At 74.3% G+C, this 18,356-nt stretch carries 14 protein-coding genes; 3 read left to right on the top strand and 11 right to left on the bottom strand.

Features of this window, described 5'->3' with window-relative positions:
* Window positions 1-148 precede the first annotated feature (148 nt).
* Together ACZ3KJ_RS24040 and ACZ3KJ_RS24035 are read right to left on the bottom strand one after the other, a co-directional pair.
* Window positions 149-2,191, bottom strand: a complete 2,043-nt coding sequence (locus ACZ3KJ_RS24040; protein ID WP_467529885.1) for a BTAD domain-containing putative transcriptional regulator — start codon at window positions 2,189-2,191, stop codon at window positions 149-151.
* A 191-nt stretch (window positions 2,192-2,382) separates the two neighbouring features.
* Window positions 2,383-2,862 (bottom strand): RICIN domain-containing protein, encoded by a 480-nt coding sequence (locus tag ACZ3KJ_RS24035; protein ID WP_467529883.1) that lies wholly within the window; start codon window positions 2,860-2,862, stop codon window positions 2,383-2,385.
* A gap of 222 nt (window positions 2,863-3,084) precedes the next feature.
* Between ACZ3KJ_RS24035 and ACZ3KJ_RS24030 the strand changes: the two genes are divergently transcribed.
* The gene (locus ACZ3KJ_RS24030; RefSeq protein WP_467529881.1) at window positions 3,085-3,714 is read left to right on the top strand and encodes a sigma-70 family RNA polymerase sigma factor; all 630 of its coding nucleotides are present in this window, start codon (window positions 3,085-3,087) and stop codon (window positions 3,712-3,714) included.
* A gap of 174 nt (window positions 3,715-3,888) precedes the next feature.
* On the top strand, window positions 3,889-4,413 hold the full coding sequence (locus ACZ3KJ_RS24025; protein ID WP_467529879.1) for an RICIN domain-containing protein: 525 nt from the start codon (window positions 3,889-3,891) through the stop codon (window positions 4,411-4,413).
* 101 nt (window positions 4,414-4,514) lie between these two features.
* Here ACZ3KJ_RS24025 and ACZ3KJ_RS24020 read toward each other — a convergent pair whose 3' ends face one another.
* The 4 genes from ACZ3KJ_RS24020 to ACZ3KJ_RS24005 form a co-directional block, all read right to left on the bottom strand.
* Entirely contained in the window at window positions 4,515-5,024 is a 510-nt protein-coding gene (locus ACZ3KJ_RS24020; protein WP_467529877.1) for an O-acetyl-ADP-ribose deacetylase, read from the bottom strand.
* 45 nt (window positions 5,025-5,069) lie between these two features.
* The gene (locus tag ACZ3KJ_RS24015) at window positions 5,070-6,482 is read right to left on the bottom strand and encodes a phytoene desaturase family protein (RefSeq protein WP_467529875.1); all 1,413 of its coding nucleotides are present in this window, start codon (window positions 6,480-6,482) and stop codon (window positions 5,070-5,072) included.
* Between the two features lie 519 nt (window positions 6,483-7,001).
* On the bottom strand, window positions 7,002-7,874 hold the full coding sequence (locus ACZ3KJ_RS24010; RefSeq protein WP_467529873.1) for an inositol monophosphatase family protein: 873 nt from the start codon (window positions 7,872-7,874) through the stop codon (window positions 7,002-7,004).
* A gap of 237 nt (window positions 7,875-8,111) precedes the next feature.
* Window positions 8,112-9,938 (bottom strand): gamma-glutamyltransferase family protein, encoded by a 1,827-nt coding sequence (locus ACZ3KJ_RS24005; protein ID WP_467529871.1) that lies wholly within the window; start codon window positions 9,936-9,938, stop codon window positions 8,112-8,114.
* Between the two features lie 484 nt (window positions 9,939-10,422).
* On the opposite strand from ACZ3KJ_RS24005, the gene ACZ3KJ_RS24000 reads away from it, so the two are divergent.
* A complete protein-coding gene (locus ACZ3KJ_RS24000; RefSeq protein ID WP_467529870.1) occupies window positions 10,423-11,091 on the top strand; it encodes a hypothetical protein in 669 nt (222 codons plus the stop codon).
* A gap of 75 nt (window positions 11,092-11,166) precedes the next feature.
* On the opposite strand, the gene ACZ3KJ_RS23995 is transcribed toward ACZ3KJ_RS24000, so the two are convergent.
* From ACZ3KJ_RS23995 to ACZ3KJ_RS23975, 5 genes are all read right to left on the bottom strand, one after another.
* Window positions 11,167-12,693 carry an NCS1 family nucleobase:cation symporter-1 gene (locus ACZ3KJ_RS23995; RefSeq protein ID WP_467529868.1) on the bottom strand — a complete coding sequence of 509 codons (1,527 nt, stop codon included), beginning with the start codon at window positions 12,691-12,693 and terminating at the stop codon, window positions 11,167-11,169.
* A gap of 202 nt (window positions 12,694-12,895) precedes the next feature.
* A complete protein-coding gene (locus tag ACZ3KJ_RS23990; protein WP_467529867.1) occupies window positions 12,896-13,915 on the bottom strand; it encodes a TIGR03842 family LLM class F420-dependent oxidoreductase in 1,020 nt (339 codons plus the stop codon).
* 11 nt (window positions 13,916-13,926) lie between these two features.
* Window positions 13,927-15,330, bottom strand: coding sequence for a dihydropyrimidinase (gene hydA, locus ACZ3KJ_RS23985; protein ID WP_467529865.1), 1,404 nt, complete (start codon window positions 15,328-15,330; stop codon window positions 13,927-13,929).
* Window positions 15,331-15,673: 343 nt separating this feature from the next.
* The gene (locus ACZ3KJ_RS23980) at window positions 15,674-16,516 is read right to left on the bottom strand and encodes a nitrilase-related carbon-nitrogen hydrolase (protein ID WP_467529863.1); all 843 of its coding nucleotides are present in this window, start codon (window positions 16,514-16,516) and stop codon (window positions 15,674-15,676) included.
* Window positions 16,517-16,741: 225 nt separating this feature from the next.
* On the bottom strand, window positions 16,742-18,325 hold the full coding sequence (locus tag ACZ3KJ_RS23975; protein WP_467529861.1) for a PucR family transcriptional regulator: 1,584 nt from the start codon (window positions 18,323-18,325) through the stop codon (window positions 16,742-16,744).
* Window positions 18,326-18,356 lie beyond the last annotated feature (31 nt).

Raw genomic sequence — 18,356 nt, 5'->3', positions numbered from 1 at the left:
TTAGGTGCACCGGCCCGGACGGCTCGCAGCAGCACCGGGTGCCGATGCGTCAGGGGCGGGCTCGCGGGTGTGCGGTGGGTCGGGGGTCAGCCGGCCCGGCCGCCGGAGCCGCGGCGGCCGACTCCCCAGGCCGTGTCACCGGGCCGTGTCACCTGCCGCGGGCCGCTCTCCGTCCCGCCGTACAGGACAACGGCCGCCTGGACCTTCCCGGTGTCGCCGCCGGCCTGGGCGGGGCCGGCCCGGTCGGCACCGCACGGACCGGGCCGGCTGTGGTGGCCGCGACAGGCGTGACGGCCGGGCCGTTCGTGTCGTTCCGGACCGTCCGCGCCGCGAGGAGGCGGGCGGCTTCGGCGCGCAGCGCCTGACGGCGGGCCGGTCCGAGGTCGGCGAGTACGCCGCGCAGCAGCACCCCGGCGGGAAAGCGGTAGCCGCCCGTCTCGTGCGGCGGCAGTTCCTCGCTCCACTCCTCGCTCCACGCCAGCAGGCGCGCCGTGACGGCCTGGTCCGCCAGTTCGAGCACCTGGCCGGCGGGCAGCCCGGTGAGCCGGGCGACGAGCCCCATGTCGGGCCGGTCACCGAGCACGGCCGCGGTGTCGACGACCCGGCGGGCGGCGGGTGACAGCTCGGCGAGCCGGACCCGGACCACGCTCTGCACGGCCGGCGGCACGGGGACCCGTCCCCCCGCCTGGGCGACCCGGGGGTCCGCGGCCTGCTTCAGCACCTGGGTGAGCAGGAAGGGGTTCCCGCCGCTCAGGCCGAGGAACTCCCGTGCCCTGTCCTCCGCCACGGTTGCGTCGTCCGCGGTGGCGAGGAGGACGTGCCGTACGGCGGCCTCCGTCAGCGGGGCGAGCCGTATCCGCTCGGCATCGCGTCCCGCCAACTCCGCCAGGAGCCGCTCGGTGGCGGGGCCGGGTTCGTCCGCCACGGTGCACAGGACGAGCAGCGGGGCGTCGCGCAGGGTCCGCGCGGCGAAGGACAGGAGGGTCCGTGTCCCGGCGGACGCCAGATGGACGTCGTCGACGATGCACAGCGTGGGCGCGGGTGGCGCAGCGTCCTCGGCCGTCGGCTCCGTCGCCCCGGTGAGCGGGCGCAGTCCGACGGCCGGCAGGCCCGCCTGCAAGTGGCCTTCCCCCGCGCACCGCGTCCACCGGACCTCGTACCCGGTGCCGGCCGCCCGCCGGGCCAGTTCCTCGGCGACCCGGGTCTTGCCGGCCCCCGGCTCCCCGGAGACCACCGCCCACCCGGTCCGCCCGGCAGCGGCGTCCCGCAGCATCCCGCACAGCCGGTCCAGGTCCCGCTCCCTCCCCGGCAACGGCCACCGGGTACCGGCCGACAACGCCGTGGGCACGGCGAGCACCGCGGGCGCGGAGGGGGGCGTGGGCACACCCGGCGCCGTTGGCACGGCGGGGGCCGTGGGTGCGTCGAGCGGCGCGGGCGCGCCGGGCCGGGGCGGGGGCCGTAGCCTCGTCGTGTCGTGCCGGAGTACGGCCAGCTGGGTCTCGCGCAACGCGGGCCCCGGTTCGAGGCCGAGGTCGCGGGCGAGGAGGGCGCGTACGGTCTCGTACCGTCGCAGTGCCTCCGCGTGCCGCCCCGCGAGGTACAGCGCCCGCATGAGCACGGCCCACGACGCCTCCCGCAGGGGATCGCGTTCGATGAGCCGCTCCGCGGCGATGATCGCCTGAGCGGTCCGGCCCTCCTGGAGCAGCAAGGTGGTGCGCAGCTCCTCGGCGGACAGCTTCAGCCCTTCGAGCCGGCCGGCCTCCCCCTCGGCGAACCGGTGGCGGGAGGCGTCCACGAACGGGGCGCCCCGCCACAGCCCGAGCGCCCCCTCGGTCTCCCGGAGGGCCTCGCCGGCGCGGCCACCGGCCGCGAGCGCGTGCGCGTGCTGCACGGCCCGCTCGAACCGCACCGAGTCCAGCGCCTCGGGAGGCAGGCGCAGGGCGTAACCGGTGGGGACGCTGCGGAGCACCGCGGCCGGCTCCCGGCGCGCCCGGCCGGGCTCGAGCACGGCACGCAGCCGGCTGACGTGCGCGTGCACCGAGGACACGGCACCGGCGGGTGGGCGGCCGTCCCACAGATCGTCACAGAGTCGTTCGACACCAACGGTGTGGCCGTTCTCCAGAAGCAGCCGCAGGAGCAGGGCACGCCGTTTGGGCGGCCCCAGGTCGAGCACCTCTGCGCCTCGCTGCACTTCCAGAGGGCCCAGCAACCGAAATTCCACGGAGGCACCTCTCTAGCTTCGGTGCCACCCTCACGCACGCGGGTGTCCGGTCGACAGACCGAACCCTGCTCATTCCGCGCTCACTTGTGCTCGTTCGGGGCATGACGCCGGCCGGCCCGGCGGGCGGTCGCGCCGGGCCGCCGGGCCGTGTCCCGTGCCGCTCAGCCCTGTTCGCAGGTCCAGCCGCTGGTGTGCCAGGAGGACTTGTTGCCCGTGTAGCCGGTGACGGAGACCGTGCCGGCGTTCCAGCCGGTCAGGTAGCTGCCGAGACCGCGTTCCTCGGCCAGCCTGCTGAAGACGCTGGCGCCGCAGTCGCGGATGTACCACCGCTGCCCGAGGTCCGAGGTGTTGCAGTCGGAGAGGTAGACATTGGTGCCGTCGGTGTCCAGACAGGAGGTGCTGGCGGTGTTCCTGAACATGTCGCCGCTGGCCGTCTCGCGGATCTGCCAGGTGATCGGGTCGGTGCCGTAGCAGTCGTACAGACGGAGCTGCTTGCCGGACTCCCCCATGCACGTGCCGGTGCTGAGGTTCCTGAACGTGTGGGCCTGGGAGGGGAAGTCCACGGCGTGGGCGGCCGGCACGGCCGCCGTGAGAGCGCCCAGGGCGGCGACAGCCGCCAGGACGGGACTCGACTTGCGCACGATCATCCTTTCCTCCGGCTGCCGTCGGCCTGCACCAGGCCCGGGAGCGGCACCCGGCACTGTCACCACGAGCCACCGCCCGCGTCGGTTCACCGTCCCGCGGCAAGGCGTCGGCAAGAACCGGCCAAGGCGCCGCCCCGACACTGACGACGCCCCCGCCGGCCGGCGACGGGCGGGTCGGACGCGCGTAGAGCACAGCGGAGAACGGGGAGTCACAGCGCCATGAGGCAAGCCACGGATGTCCGGCAGGACGGCCCCGTCTCCGTCGCCCCCGCTCCAAGGCACCAACGGGGCCGGACGCCCGCCGAACCCGCCGAACCCGCCGACCTTGCCGACCCCGCCGGAACGGACTGCGAACCCTTCGTCCGCATGATCTACGAGGAGTACGGCGGCGTGCTCACGCGCTTCGCGGCACGTCTGCTGGGCGGCGACCGGGACCGGGCCGAGGACATACTCCAGGAGGCCGCGGTCCGGGCCTGGCGGCACATCGGGGTGCTCGGCCGGCAGGACGGGGGCCTGCGCCCGTGGCTGTTCACCGTCGTCCGGAACCTGGTGATCGACGAACGCCGGGCGAGCCTCGTCCGGCCGGTCACCGCCTGTCCCCTCGACCATGTCGTCATCCCCGTCGGCGACGGGGCCGAGCGGGTCCTGACCCGGCACGTCGTCACGGACGCGCTGCACGACCTGACCGCCCAGCAGCGGCAGATCCTCCATCACATGTACTTCCTGGGCCACAGCGTCGCCGAGACGTCCGAGGTCCTCGGGATCGCCCAGGGCACCGTGAAATCCCGCACGTACTACGCCGTGCGGGCCCTGGGGAACGCGCTGCGGGACCGGGGGATCCACGCCTGACACCGCCGCACCGACGGCACCGACGGCCCTGACGGCGGCGGTGCCCGGCGAAGCGGCGGAAGCGGCGGAAGCGTCCACCGAACCGAGTCGCCGATCTCCTCGTAGCCGTCTACGCAATGATCATGCCGGAGCGGGGTCGCACCCGCCCGGCCGGCACTCTTCGGAGAGTACGAGATGAAACTGTCCAAGCCAGCCAGGAAGCCGGCCGGAGCCGGCGGCCGCGCCGGACTGGCCGGTGCGGCCGCCCTGCTCGGCGCGCTGGCCCTCGCCGTGCCCGCCACGCCGGCCCACGCCGCCGACACCACCGTGACGGGCACCTACCAGAACAAGCAGACCGGGCTGTGCCTCGACGGCAACGCCGCCGGCTCCGTGTACATGTCGGTCTGCGACCCCACCAAGAGCAACCCGTACCAGCAGTGGGTGTTCACCTACACCGGTACGTACGCGAACACCATCCGCCAGGTCGCCACCGGCCGGTGCCTGGGGGCCGTGTGGGGCGGAGGTGACGCCTTCACGGAATCGTCGGACTGGTGCGGCCAGGTGCCCGGCGACGAGTGGGTCAAGGACGGTGACACCCGGCGCAGCGCCGTCGAGCCCGGCCTCTGCCTCGACAGCAACTGGTCGTACGAGGCCTACACGCTGGCCTGCAACGGCGGCGGCTACCAGAAGTGGCAGCTCAACGTGATCTCGCAGACCTGAGGCCCGTCCCGGCGGGACGTGACGCGTGCGCGCCGTTCCGCCGGGACCGATGTCCGGCGGCCTTCCGGCGGGACAACCGAGCCCCCCGGCACGCGGGCGGCTCAGCCGAGCTGCGCGGCGAACGCCTCGTACGCCCGCTCGTCGAAGAGGACGAACCTGACCTCCTCGACCGCCGTCTCCGTCGCGCGCACGGTCGTGACCGCGATGCGGGCGGCGTCCTCCATCGGCCAGCCGTAGACGCCGGTGGAGATGGCCGGGAAGGCGACCGTCCGCGCACCCAGTTCGTCCGCCACGCGAAGCGACTCCCGGTGGCAGGAGGCGAGCAGCGAGGGTTCGCCGCCGTCGGCCTCGTACACCGGGCCGACGGTGTGGATGACCCAGCGCGCGTCCAGCGCCCCGGCGGTGGTGGCGACCGCCTGGCCGGTGGGCAGGCCCCTGCCGTACGAGGAGGCGCGGAGCGTGCGGCACTCCTCGAGGATCGCGGGGCCGCCGCGCCGGTGGATGGCGCCGTCGACCCCGCTGCCGCCGAGCAGCGAGGAGTTCGCGGCGTTGACGATGGCGTCCACGGACTGGGCGGTGATGTCGCCCTGGACGAGCGTGATCGTGGTCATGCCGGGCTGCCTCTCTGTCGGTGCGCGGCGCCGGGGGACCGGACGCTACGCCTGTCGGCGCAGCCGCCGCCAGACGGCCTTCGCCGCGTTGTGGCCGGACATGCCGTGGACGCCCGGGCCGGGCGGGGTGGCCGAGGAGCAGATGAACACGGCCGGGTGGGGCGTGGAGTAGGGGAACAGGGACGGCCGGGGGCGCAGCAGGAGCTGGAGGCCCGAGGCGGCGCCGGAGCCGATGTCCCCGCCGACGTAGTTGGCGTTGCGGGCGGCGAGTTCGGCGGGGCCGGCGATCGCGCGGGCGAGGACGAGGTCGCGGAAGCCCGGGGCGAACCGCTCCAGTTGGCGTTCCATGACGTCGGTGAGGTCACCGGTCCAGCCGTTGGGGACGTGGGCGTAGGCCCAGAAGACCTGCTTGCCGGCCGGGGCACGGGTGGGGTCGACGACACCGGGCTGCACCGTGATCATGAAGGGGCGCTCCGGTGCGCGTCCCTCCCTGGAGGCGGCGCGCAGGGCGGCGCCGATCTCCGCGCTGTCCGCGCCGATCTGGACCGTGGTGGCGGCGCGCGCCTGCGGCGCGGTCCAGGGGACGGGTCCGTCCAGCGCGTAGTCGATCTTGAAAACGCCGGGGCCGTACCGGTAGCCGTCGTAGAAGCGGCCGAGGCCGGCGATGCGGGCGAGGGCGGTGGGCGAGGTGTCGAAGACGTAGGCGCGGGCCGGGGGGAGGTCGTCGAGCCGCTTGACCTCGTAGTCGGTGTGGAGGGCGCCGCCGAGGTCCTTCAGGTGGCCGGCGAGGGCGTCGGAGATGGCCTGGGAGCCGCCGCGGGGCACCGGCCAGCCGCGGGCGTGCCCGGCGAGGGCGAAGACCAGGCCGACGGCGCCGGTGGCGAAGCCGCCCAGGGGGGCCATGATGTGGGCGACGAGACCGGCGAAGAGCGTCTTGGCGGGTTCGTCGCGGAAGCGGCGGGTCAGCCAGGTGGACGGGGGCAGGCCGGCCAGCCCGAACCGGGCGAGGGTCACCGGATCGCGGGGCAGCGCGGTCAGCGGCAGGGACATGAAGTCCTGGACGAGCGTGTCCCACCGCGCCAGGAACGGCTCCACGAGCCTGCGGTAGGCGCCCGCGTCGCGCGGTCCGAAGGAGGCCGCCGTCTCGGAGACCGAGCGGGACAGCACGGCGGCCGTGCCGTCGGGGAAGGGGTGCGCCATCGCCAGGTCGGAGTGGAGCCACTCCAGGCCGTAGCGTTCCAGGGGCAGGGCGCGGAAGGCGGGCGAGTTGATGCCGAGGGGGTGCGCGGCGGAGCACGGGTCGTGGCGGAACCCTGGGAGGGTGAGCTCCTCGGTGCGGGCTCCCCCGCCGACGGTGTCCCGGGCCTCGAAGAGGGCGACGGAGAAGCCTCGCCGGGCCAGCTCCACGGCGGCGGTCAGGCCGTTCGGCCCCGCCCCCACCACTGCCACGTCAAGCATCGGCACTTCGGACCCCTTCGTCAGCCGGTGGCCTCCGGGGCCAGGATATGCCGGGGGTACGACAGCGCCTGCGGCGCCTGGGGGTTCGGGCCACCGGGGGCTCATCCGGGCGCCCGGTCCACCCGGCCCGCGCGGTCCACCCGGCCCGTCCGGTCCACCCGGCCCGTCCGGTCCACCCGGCCCGTCCGGTCCGTCCGGTCCGTCCGGTCCGTCCGATCCACCCGGCCCGACCAGCCCAACCGGCCCGACCAGCCCGCCGTTGATGCCCGGCAGCCCGGGCCGCGCTGCTCCCGGGGCCCCAGGGGGCTGAGGGCCCGGGCACCCGCGGACCCGAGGCGACCCGAGGGCAGCAGCCCCGTGGACCCAAGGGGCCCGCGGCCCGGACCCCCAAGGCCCCGAAGGGACCCGAGGCCCAGGGACCCACGGACCCAAGGGGGCCCGCAGCCCGCACACCCACGGACCCGAAGGGACCCGAGGCCCAGGGACCTCCGGGCCCGCGGACCCGGAGGTCCGGCACCGTCAGGACCGTGTCCCCGTCCCCGTCCCCGTCTCCGTCCCCGACAGCAGGGCCGTGACCCGTCGTGCCGTCGCCGCGTCCCGGGCCGCCGTGAACGGCAGGCTGTTGCCGCCGGTGATCCGGAACGGTTCGCCGGTGAGGGTGAGGTGGGCGCCGCCCGCCTCCTCGACCAGGAGGAGGCCGGCCGCGTGGTCCCAGGCCGCTTCCCAGGAGAACGCCGTGGCGTCCAGCTCGCCCCGGGCGACGGCCAGGTACTCCAGGCCCGCCGATCCGCAGGGGCGGGGCGCGACGCCGGCCGTCCGCAGGCCGAGCAGGGCGTGCTTCTGCTCGTCGGTGGTGAAGTCGGGGTGGGAGGTGGCGACCGTCAGGTCGCGTCCGGCGGCCGGGGGCCCGGCGAACAGCCGCTCGCCGTCCAGGAAGGCGCCCGCGCCGCGCACGGCCGTGGCGAGCCGGTCGCGGGCCGCGGCGTACGTCCACGAGGCGAGCACGACGCCGTGCCGGGCGAGCGCGACCAGCGTGCAGAAGCCGTCCTCGCCGTGCACGAACTGCCGGGTGCCGTCGACCGGGTCGACGATCCAGACCGGGGCGTCACCGTGGAGCGCCTCGTACGTCACGGGGTTGGCGTGCACCGCCTCCTCGCCGACGACGACCGAGCCGGGCAGCAGGGCGGCGAGCACCTCGGTGAGGTACCGCTCGGCGTTGCGGTCGGCGTCCGTGACCAGGTCGTGGGGGCCGCTCTTCTGGTCGACCTCGTGCGTGGCGAGCTGCCGGAAGCGGGGCATGATCTCGGTCGCGGCGGCCTTGCGGACCGCCTCCTCCACGTCGGCCGAGTGGCGGGCGAGAAACTCGTCGATGGTTTCCTTGTCGTCGATCATGTCTCCATGAGAGCACGCCGCCCTGACATCGCCCGCCCGCGCCGTGCACGGCGGGTGGAACGGGGATGAACAGCGGGGGCGCCCGCCGACGGCCGCTCCCGCCCCCGCCGGCGCACGACCGCGCACCCCCGCGCCCCGCGCTCCCCGCACACTCACCGCCCCACAACGCACCCCCGCGCCCGCACACTCACCGCCCCGCCACCCACCCCGGCTCCCCGCGCCCCGCGCCCCGCGCACTCACCGCCCCACCGCGTACCCCTGCATCCCGCGCGGGTTGGCCGCCGCCGACAGGATTCCGGTGGCCGGGTCGCGGGCGACGGCGCACAGCCGTCCCTCGGACCAGGGGTCGCCGACGGTCACGTCGTGGCCGCGCCGCCGCAGCTCCTCGACGACGCCGCCCGGCACGCGCGCCTCGACGGTCACGCTGCCCGGCCGCATGCCGCGCGGGTAGAAGGAGCCGGGGAAGGCGTCGGTGTGCCAGTTCGGGGCGTCGACGGCGCCCTGGAGGTCGAGTCCGCCGCGCACGGGCGGGCGGAGGGCGACGGCCAGGAAGAAGTGCAGCTGCCACTGGTCCTGCTGGTCGCCGCCGGGTGTGCCGAAGGCGAGGACCGGGACGCCGTCGCGCAGCGCGATCGACGGGGTCAGGGTGGTGCGGGGCCGGCGGCCGGGGGTGAGCGAGTTCGGCAGGCCCTCCTCCAGCCAGGTCATCTGGAGCCGGGTGCCCAGCGGGAAGCCCAGCTCGGGCACGACCGGGTTGGACTGGAGCCAGCCGCCGCTGGGGGTGGCCGCGACCATGTTGCCCCAGCGGTCGACGACGTCCAGGTGGCAGGTGTCGCCGCGGGTGGCCCCCGCGGCGCTCACGTCGGGCTCGCCCGGCACCGGCGAGGTCGGCGCCTTGGCGACCGTCGGCTCGCCGACGCCCATCGGGCTGAAGCCGGGCTCGTCGGTGACCACCACGTGCGCGTGCGCGCTCAGCCGGGGGACGCGTCCCCCGGGGCTGCCCGGCCGCAGCTCGTAGGACGCCCTCTCCCCGATCAGCCGGCGCCGGCCGGCGTTGTACCGCGCGGACAGCAGTTCCTCCAGCGGCGTCGCGGCCGCGTCCCCGTACCAGGCCTCCCGGTCGGCCATGGCGAGCTTGCAGCCCTCGACGAGCAGGTGGACGTAGTCGGCGGAACCGTACGCGGGCAGGTCGGGCGGGAGCAGGGCGAGCTGCTGGAGGAGGGCCGGGCCCTGGCTCCAGGGTCCGGCCTTGCACAGGGTCCAGCCGTTCCAGTCGTACGTGGCGGGCGTCTCGTAGGTGGCGGACCAGCCGGCGAGGTCGGCGGCCGTGAGGGTGCCGGTGTGGTGGGCGCCGCTGGTGTCCAGGGTGGGCCGGGCGGCCTGGCGGACCAGCGCCTCGGCGATGAACCCGGTCCGCCAGACCTCCCGCGCGGCCTCGATCCGCGCCTCCCGGTCCCCCGCGCCGGCGGTCTCGGCGAGCAGCCGCCGCCAGGTGGCGGCGAGGGCGGGATTGCGCAGCAGCCGGCCGGGGCGGGGCGCCGTGCCGTCCGGGAGGTACACCCGCGCCGACGAGGTCCACTCCGTCTCGAACAGCTCCCGTACGGTCTCGACCGTCGCGCCCACGTTCTCCACGGGCGGGTGCCCGTCCTCGGCGTATCCGATGGCGTACTTCAGGACGTCGGGGAGGGGCTTGGTGCCGTGGTCGCGCAGCAGGAGCATCCAGGCGTCGAACGCGCCGGGGACGGCGGCCGCGAGCGGCCCGGTGCCGGGCACGAGGTCCAGGCCGAGTCCGCGGTAGTGGGCGACGGTCGCCCCGGCCGGGGCGACGCCCTGCCCGCAGAGCACCCGCACCTCGCCGCCGGCCGGGGCCAGCAGGATCGGGACCTCGCCGGCCGGCCCGTTGAGGTGGGGCTCCACGACGTGCAGCACGAACGCCCCGGCCACGGCGGCGTCGTAGGCGTTCCCGCCGTCCTCCAGGACGGCCATCGCCGCCTGGGAGGCCAGCCAGTGGGTGGAGGACACCATGCCGAAGGTGCCCTGGAGCGTGGGTCGGGTGGTGAACACGGAGCTCCTCACGGTCGACGGCGGCCGACCGATGATCACACGCCCGCACGACCCGCCGCCATGCCTCGCGCGGCCCGCCGCCACGACCTCGCACGACACGCCGTCTTGCCCTCGCGCGGCCCGCCGCCATGCCCTCGCACGGTCCGCCGTCTTGTCCTCGCAAGGTCCGCCGCCATGCCCTCGCACGGTCCGCCGCCACGACCTCGCACGACCCGCCGCCACACCCCCCCCGGCCCGCCGCCACGCCCCCCGGCCGGCACCACGCCCCCGGCCCGGCACCACACCCCGGCGGCCCGGCGCCGTGCCCGTGCGGGCGCCCCGCCCTGCCCGGACGGGCACCCCGTCGCCCCTGTCCGGACGGCCGTCCCGTGCCCGCGTCGGTACGGACCGAGTTCACCCTTCCGCCCCACAGGGAGTCGTGTGACACTGGCGTCCCTGTCCGCATCGTGGACTCCGTCCGCACCCTTCCCCACGAAAGTGCGCCGTGCGCTCTCTCCCACTGCCGCTCGCCCTCACCGCGCGCCTGACCCCGGTGGCCGTGCTCGCCTGCGCGGGCTGGGCGCTGTCGTCCGGGCCGCTCACCCCTACCCAGGACGAAGCGGCCGCGGACACGTCGAAAAGCCCCTCCGAGTCATCGTCGTCCGCGCCCTCCTCCACCGCCGTGGCCAAGACGTTCACCACCGCGCCCGCGCCCTGCACGAGCGTGGCGACGAAGACGGTCTCCTCCCTGGTGCCGGGCGCCAAGACGGCGGGCAAGGAGATCCCCTCGACGGACACCGACGCGCGCCGCACCTGCTCCTGGAACGCGCTCAAGGGCTACGACTACCGCTGGCTGGACGTCTCCTTCGAGCTGATGGACTCGGACGACGCGGCCGGGACGTCGTACAAGGAGCGGATCGCGGAGAAGAGCGGCGGCGGGGCGGTGCCGGGGCTCGGGGAGGAGGGCTACTCCGTGGTCAACCTCACCACCGAGGACAAGCAGCAGACCCGTGAGGGCGTGGTGATCGCCCGGGTCTCCAACGCACTGGTGATCATCACCTACAACGGCAGCGACTTCGAGACGAAGAAGGCGCCGAGCACGGACGAGATCAACGAGGGCGCGATCAAGGCGGCGAAGGAAGCGGTCGCCTCGTTGCAGGCCTCGGTGGACTGACCGCGGCCCGGAGGGCGACGCCGGCGCGGTCGACAAGGTGACGCCGGCGCCGCCCGGAGGGTGAAGCGGGCGCGGTCACACGGGACGCCTCCCGCGCCCCGCGAGGAGCGTCAGCGCCAGGTACAGCGCCATCGAGGTGCCCAGCCCCACCGCCCAGCCGTAGTCGGCCAGCGGCTCCAGGGCCGGGATGGGCCGGCCGTCGATCAGCGGCTCGAACCCGGCGCCGCCGACGGCGAGGACACCGCCGGCCACGAAGGCGACGACGGCCCGCCAGTTCCAGCCGCCCGTGTACCAGTAGCGGCCTCCGGCGCGGTACAGGTCGGTCAGGTCCAGGTCGGCGCGGCGCAGGATCCAGTAGTCGGCGATGAGGATGCCGGCGACCGTGCCGAGCAGACCGCCGACCAGGCCGAGCCAGGTGAAGATGTAGCCCTGCGGGTCGGAGTAGAGCTTCCACGGGAAGATGAGCACGCCGAGGACGCAGGTGGCGAGCGCGCCGGTCCGGAAACCGATCCTGCGGGGCGCGATGTTGGAGAAGTCGAAGGCCGGGGAGACCAGGTTGGCCGCGATGTTCACCGACAGGGTCGCCACCAGGACCGTCACCAGGGCGAAGAGCAGACCCACCGCGTTGTCGGTCTTGGCGGCCAGCTGGACCGGGTCCCAGACCGCCTCCCCGTACACGGCCTGCGAACCCGAGGTGACCAGCACGGACAGCAGCGCGAACAACGTCATCGTCGTGGGGAGGCCGAGGGCCTGGCCCCACGTCTGGGCCTTCTGGCTGCGGCCGTAGCGGGTGAAGTCCGGGATGTTCAGGGACAGGGTGGACCAGAAGCCGATCATGCCCATCAGGGAGGGCCAGAACAGTTTCCAGAAGTCGCCGCCCCAGCCGAGCCGCGAGGGCTGGTCGAGCAGCGGGCCGAAGCCGCCCGCCTTGTCGCTCATCCAGACCAGCATCGCGAACGCGCCGACGAGCACGAACGGCGCGGCCCAGTTCTCGAAGCGGCGGATCGTCTCCATGCCCCGGAGGACGATCGCGACCTGGATCGCCCAGAAGACCGCGAACGACAGCCACATGGTCCAGGGCCGGCCGCCGATCGTCCCGGCCTCGCTCCAGCCGTTGCCGATCAGCTTCCCGGCGAGGAAGTAGATCGCCTCGCCGCCGATCCAGGTCTGGATGCCGAACCAGCCGCACGCCACCAACGCCCGGACGACGGCGGGCAGGTTGGCGCCGCGGACGCCGAAGGAGGCGCGTGCGAAGACCGGGAAGGGGATGCCGTACTTGGGTCCCGCGTGCCCGGTGAGCAGCATCGGGACCAGCACGATCACATTGGCCAGCGCGATGGTGAGCACGGCCTGCTTCCAGTCCATGCCGACGGCGATCAGACCGGAGGCCAGCGTCCAGGAGGCCGTGTTGTGGGCCATGCCGACCCAGAGCGCGGAGAAGTTGTACGTGGTCCAGGTGCGCCGGTCGACGGGGACCGGCAGCAGGTCCTCGTTGGCGTAGGGGCCGCTGGGCGGCGGTGAACCGGGGGCGATCTCCACCCGGCCGTCGGCGCGGGTGATGTGCGAGGTCGGCGGTATGTCCGCGGGAGCGGTGTCGGTCATGGGCAGGCCAATCAAACGAGGGACGGGTCCGGAAAGGCCGTGCGGGTCTCCGGCCCCTCCCCCGGGACGGCGGAGGAGGGGAGATCAGGAGTGGGGGGGTGGGGCGGGGAGGGGGGAGCGGGCACGCGATGGCCGGTCGGCCGTTGACGGCCGGGGAGCGGACGAGCGGCCGCTCGGCCATGGGCGGTCGGGGAGCGGCCGGTCAGCCGTTGACGGCCGGGATCACCCGGGCGCCGTACGCGTCGATGACCTTCTCCTGCGCGTCGTGCATGTCGTAGACGGCGAACTGGTCGACGCCCAGCTCGCGCAGCGCGTTCAGCTTCTCGATGTGCTTCTCGACCGGTCCGACGACGCAGAACCGGTCGACGATCTCGTCGGGCACGAACCGGGTGTCGGGGTTGCCGCTGCGCCCGTGGTGGGAGTAGTCGTAGCCCTCGCGCGCCTTGATGTAGTCGGTGAGTGCGTCGGGGACGGCGGCGGAGTGCTCGCCGTACTTGGCGACCAGGTCGGCGACGTGGTTGCCGACCATCCCGCCGAACCAGCGGCACTGCTCGCGCGCGTGGGCGAGCGCCTCGGGCGAGTCGTCGTCGGTGACGTACGCGGGGGCGGCGACGCAGATCGTCACCTCGGCGGGGTCGCGGCCGGCGGCGGCCGCCGCGTCCTTGACCGCCTTCACCATGTACTCGGTGAGGTACAGGTCGGCGAGCTGGAGGATGAAGCCGTCCGCCTCCTCCCCCGTCATCTTCAGCGCCTTCGGCCCGTACGCCGCCATCCACACCGGGAGTTCGGCACCGGGCTTGATCCACGGGAAGCGGACGACCGTGCCGCCGAGGTCGGCCTCCTCGCCCCGGCCGAGGGCCCGGATGACCTTCATCGCCTCGCTGATGCGGGCCAGGGTGTTGGGCTTGCGGCCCGCGACGCGCATCGCGGAGTCGCCGCGGCCGATGCCGCACACCGTGCGGTTGCCGAACATGTCGTTGAGGGTGGCGAAGGTGGAGGCGGTGACCTCCCAGGTGCGGGTGCCCGGGTTCGTCACCATCGGGCCGACCTTCAGTTTCGTCGTGTTCGACAGGATCTGGCTGTAGATGACGAACGGCTCCTGCCAGAGCACCGCGGAGTCGAAGGTCCAGCCGTGGGTGAAGCCGTTGCGCTCGGCGCGCTTCATGAGGCCGACGACCTTCGAGGCCGGCGGGTCGGTCTGAAGGACGAGTCCGAAGTCCATGGCGCCACTCCCTAACTGAGGTACTGACAGGTGGAGCGCGGGAGGTAGACGCCGTGACCGGCGCGACCGGTGTACTCCCGCTCGGTGATGACGGGTTCGCCCCGTGACAGGACCGTCTCGACGCGGCCGGTGATCCGCCGGCCCTCGTACGCCGAGTAGTCGACGTTCATGTGGTGCGTCGCGGCGGAGAGGGTCTGCTCGGCGTGCGGGTCGTAGACGACGACGTCCGCGTCCGAGCCCGGGGCGATGGTGCCCTTCTGCGGGTACAGGCCGAACATGCGGGCCGGGGTGGCACAGGCGATCTCGATCCAGCGGCGGCGCGAGATGTGCCCGTCGACGACGGCCTGGTGGAGGAGGTCCATGCGGTTCTCCACGCCGGGCAGGCCGTTGGGGATCTTGGAGAAGTCGCCCCGGCCGAGCTCCTTCTGGCCCGTGAAGCAGAACGGGCAGTGGTCCGTCGACACCACCTGGAGGTCGTTCGTCCGCAGCCCCCGCCACAGGCTCGCCTGGTGCTCCCTGGGCCGCAGTGGTGTGCTGCACACGTACTTGGCGCCCTCGAAGCCGGGCTCGGCGAGGTTGTCGGTGGACAGGAACAGGTACTGCGGGCAGGTCTCGCCGAAGACGTTCAGCCCCGCGTCCCGTGCCCTGGCCAGTTCGGCGACCGCCTCCGTCGCCGAGACGTGGACGACGTACAGCGGGGCGCCCGCGACCTGGGCGAGCCGGATGGCGCGATGGGTGGCCTCGGCCTCCAGGAGGGCCTTGCGCACCTCGCCGTGGTACCGCGGGTCGGTCTCGCCGCGCGCCAGCGCCTGCTCGACGAGGACGTCGATGGCGATGCCGTTCTCGGCGTGCATCATGATCAGGCCGCCGTTCTCGGCGGAGCGCTGCATGGCGCGCAGGATCTGGCCGTCGTCGCTGTAGAAGACGCCGGGGTAGGCCATGAACTGCTTGAAGGAGGTCACGCCCTCCTCCACGAGCAGGTCCATCTCCTTGAGCGTCTCCTGGTTCACATCGGAGACGATCATGTGGAAGCCGTAGTCGACGGCGCAGTTGCCCTCGGCCTTGGCGTGCCAGGTGTCGAGCCCCTGCCGGAGGGTGTGGCCGACGCTCTGCACCGCGAAGTCGATGATCGTGGTCGTGCCGCCCCAGGCGGCGGCCCGGGTGCCGGTCTCGAAGGTGTCGGAGGCGAAGGTGCCGCCGAACGGCAGCTCCATGTGGGTGTGGGCGTCGACGCCGCCCGGGATCACGTACTTCCCGGTCGCGTCGATGGTCCGCTCCGCCGTCCAGGCCTCGGCGGCCGTGGTGCCGGAGGCGGCGAGGGCGGCGACGCGGCCGTCCTCGATCAGGACGTCGGCGTGGATCTCGTCGGACGCGGTGACGACGAGGCCACCCCGGATGACGGTACGGCTGCTCATGCGTGGACGCTCCGCTGGGTCGTGGTCGGACAGTGCGGGTCGTGCGGGGCCGGTCGCGCCCCCGCGGCCCGGCCCCGGACCGGCGCGGTCCCGCGCCCCGGACGGGGCGCGGGCAGCGGTCCACGGGCCTCAGGGGCGGCGGCAGCGGTCCACCGGCCGTGAGGGGCGGCGGCAGCGGTCCGCAAGCCGTGAGAGGCGGCGGCAGCGGCCCACCGGCCGTCAAGGACGGCGGCAGCGGTCCGCAAGCCGTGAGAGGCGGCGGCAGCGGCCCACCGGCCGTCAAGGACGGCGGCAGCGGCCCACCGGCCGTGAAGGACGGCGGCAGCGGTCCGCCGGCGGGCCGTCAGGGCGCCGTCAGCGGGGAGTACGCGTCGGTGCGGCGGTCGCGGTAGAACTGCCAGCGGTCGCGGACCTCGCGCAGCTTGGCCAGGTCGAGGTCGCGGACGACGAGCTCGGTCTCCTTGTCGCTCGCCACCTCGCCGACGAACTGGGCCTCCGGGTCCACGAAGTACGAGGTCCCGTAGAAGTCGTTGGCGCCGAGTTCCTCGACGCCGACCCGGTTGATCGCGCCGACGAAGTACTCGTTGGCGACGGCCGCCGCCGGCTGCTCCAGCTGCCACAGGTAGGCGGACAGGCCGCGCGAGGTGGCCGACGGGTTGAAGACGATCTCGGCACCGGCCAGGCCGAGGGCGCGCCAGCCCTCCGGGAAGTGACGGTCGTAGCAGATGTACACGCCGACCTTGCCGACGGCGGTGTCGAAGACCGGCCAGCCGGCGTTCCCGGGGCGGAAGTAGAACTTCTCCCAGAAGCCCTCGACCTGCGGGATGTGGTGCTTGCGGTACTTGCCGAGGTACGAGCCGTCCGCGTCGATCACGGCGGCGGTGTTGTAGAGGACGCCCGGCTGCTCCTCCTCGTACACCGGCAGCACGAGGACGATGCCGTGTTCCCGGGCGAGTGCCTGGAAGCGCCGGACCACCGGTCCGTCGGGGACGCGCTCGGCGTACTCGTAGAAGGCCGGGTCCTGGACCTGGCAGAAGTACGGCCCGTAGAACAGTTCCTGGAAGCACAGGATGCCGGCGCCCTGGGCGGCCGCGTCGCGCACCGCCTGCTCGTGCACCCGGATCATCGACTCCTTGTCGCCGGTCCACGCGGTCTGGAAGAGGGCGGCACGGATCACTCGGCTCATCGGGACCTCCGGTCGCTCGGTGTGCTGGGGCGGGCGCCGGCCGTGCCGTCGTCCGCACCCGGAGCGTAGGAAGTCCGCGGGGCCGCTCGGAGGTGCACCGTGTCACGTCCGCGGGGGTGGCGCGTACCACCGTGTCACGTTGTCGCCGGCCCATGTTTCACCGCCGTTTTCGCAGGTCGTCGCATGTTTCACTCCTGTTGCGCGGGGCGTGCGGGCCGCGCGTGGTCATCCCTGTTGGGCGTCGTGCGCGAGGAGCGCGATGTGCACGGACGCGGCCTGCTCGAAGTCGTCGAGGTCGACCCCGAGCCGGGTCTGTATCGCCTCCAGCCGGCGGTACAGCGCGGGCCGGGAGACGTGGTGGAGCTGTGCGGTGCGGGACTTGTTGCGGCCGGTGGCGAGATAGGTGCGCAGGACGGCGAGCAGGTCGTCACCGGCCGCGCACAGCAGGCCGTCCAGCTCGCGTTCGGCGAAGGACTGCACGTGCGGGTCGTCCCGCAGCAGCCGGACCAGGCCGCGCAGCCGGACGTCCTTGAGGCGGACGACGGGCGGGAGGCCGAGGGCGGCCGGGGCGTCGGCGACGGCCTCCGCGACGTGCTGCGCCTCGCGCAGCCCGGCGGGCACGTCGTCCCAGGCGGTCCGCGCGGCGGCCGCGGCGACGACGGTGCGGTCCTCGTCCGACTCGGCGCGCAGCCGGGCCGCGAAGTGCGTGGTGAGCGCCTCGGCGTCCTGGTCGCGGGCGAGGCTGAGCAGGACGGCGGTGGCCCCGCCGGTGAGCGCGGCGACCAGGCCGGGCAGTCCCAGCAGCCGCAGGACGCGGTCCAGCCGGGCGGGTGCGGCGTCGCGGACGGCCAGCGGGACGAAGGTGCGCCGGTTGACGGGGAGCCCGGCGGCCCGCGCGCGGGGCAGCAGCTGCCGGGCCGGTACGACACCGGAGACCAGGTCGGTGAAGAGGCCCTGCGCGGACTGCTCCTCCCAGGTGCGGGCGGCGGTGCCGCCGAGCATGCGGTGCAGGACGAGGGCCTCGGCGGCCCGGTCGGCGAGCAGCCGTCCGCCCGCGGCGGGGCCGCGGTAGCCGCACAGGGTGAGCTGCCCCCAGCGTTCGCCGCGGCCGCCCAGCTCGGCGCGGATCCAGCCGTCGCCCTCGCTGCCGCCGGCCTGCCGGGCGATGCGTTCCCAGTCGCGCAGCACGTCGTCGACGGCCGGCCGCTCCCCCGCGGTGGCCAGCACCCGGTGGGCGAGGTTGGTGACGACGACGGGGCAGCCGCTGTGCCGGGCGACCTCGTCGAGCAGGCGTTGCAGCGGCGCGCCGGCGGTGATGAGCCCGGTCAGCGCGGTCCGTACGGCCTCGGAGAGGCTGACGGCGGCGAACTTCCGCCGTACCAGCCGGGACTGGACCTCCTCCGTCAGTTCGGCGAACGGGAACGGCCGGTGCAGGACGACCATGGGCAGCCCGCACCGCTCGGCCGTGCGCCGCATCACGTCCGGCGGCGCGGGGAAGGCCCGTCCGAGGCCCAGGACGACGGCGGCGGCCTCCGCGCGGTGCAGGGAGCGGACGTACTCGGCCTGTCCGTTCTCGTCGCCGGCGAGCAGCACTCCGGTGGTGAGCACCATCTCGCCGCCGCTGAGCATCACGCCGACGTCGGCGGCCTCGGCGACGTGCACCCAGCGCACGGGCCGGTCGAGCTGGGCGGCGCCGGCCACGACCTCGGGCTCGCCGGCCAGTACGCGGTCCAGGGCGAGGACCTGACGGACCGACAGGGCGGGTTCCAGGGCCTCCGCGGGCCCCCGGTACTCCCAGGTGCTGGTCATGGCGTTGTTCCCTTGCTCGCGGTGGTGCTGT

It is taken from the genome of Streptomyces sp. NPDC003248 (assembly GCF_055563235.1).
This window is presented reverse-complemented; position numbering and strand designations above follow the sequence as displayed.

What these genes read in the sequence shown, in the direction of transcription:
- ACZ3KJ_RS24030 (WP_467529881.1), top strand. Translation starts at nt 3,085, where the DNA reads ATGAGGCAAGCCACGGATGTCCGGCAGGACGGCCCCGTCTCCGTCGCC.
- ACZ3KJ_RS24025 (WP_467529879.1), top strand. Translation starts at nt 3,889, where the DNA reads ATGAAACTGTCCAAGCCAGCCAGGAAGCCGGCCGGAGCCGGCGGCCGC.
- ACZ3KJ_RS24020 (WP_467529877.1), bottom strand. Translation starts at nt 5,024, where the DNA reads ATGACCACGATCACGCTCGTCCAGGGCGACATCACCGCCCAGTCCGTG.
- ACZ3KJ_RS24015 (WP_467529875.1), bottom strand. Translation starts at nt 6,482, where the DNA reads ATGCTTGACGTGGCAGTGGTGGGGGCGGGGCCGAACGGCCTGACCGCC.
- ACZ3KJ_RS24010 (WP_467529873.1), bottom strand. Translation starts at nt 7,874, where the DNA reads ATGATCGACGACAAGGAAACCATCGACGAGTTTCTCGCCCGCCACTCG.
- ACZ3KJ_RS23995 (WP_467529868.1), bottom strand. Translation starts at nt 12,693, where the DNA reads ATGACCGACACCGCTCCCGCGGACATACCGCCGACCTCGCACATCACC.
- ACZ3KJ_RS23990 (WP_467529867.1), bottom strand. Translation starts at nt 13,915, where the DNA reads ATGGACTTCGGACTCGTCCTTCAGACCGACCCGCCGGCCTCGAAGGTC.
- hydA (WP_467529865.1), bottom strand. Translation starts at nt 15,330, where the DNA reads ATGAGCAGCCGTACCGTCATCCGGGGTGGCCTCGTCGTCACCGCGTCC.
- ACZ3KJ_RS23980 (WP_467529863.1), bottom strand. Translation starts at nt 16,516, where the DNA reads ATGAGCCGAGTGATCCGTGCCGCCCTCTTCCAGACCGCGTGGACCGGC.
- ACZ3KJ_RS23975 (WP_467529861.1), bottom strand. Translation starts at nt 18,325, where the DNA reads ATGACCAGCACCTGGGAGTACCGGGGGCCCGCGGAGGCCCTGGAACCC.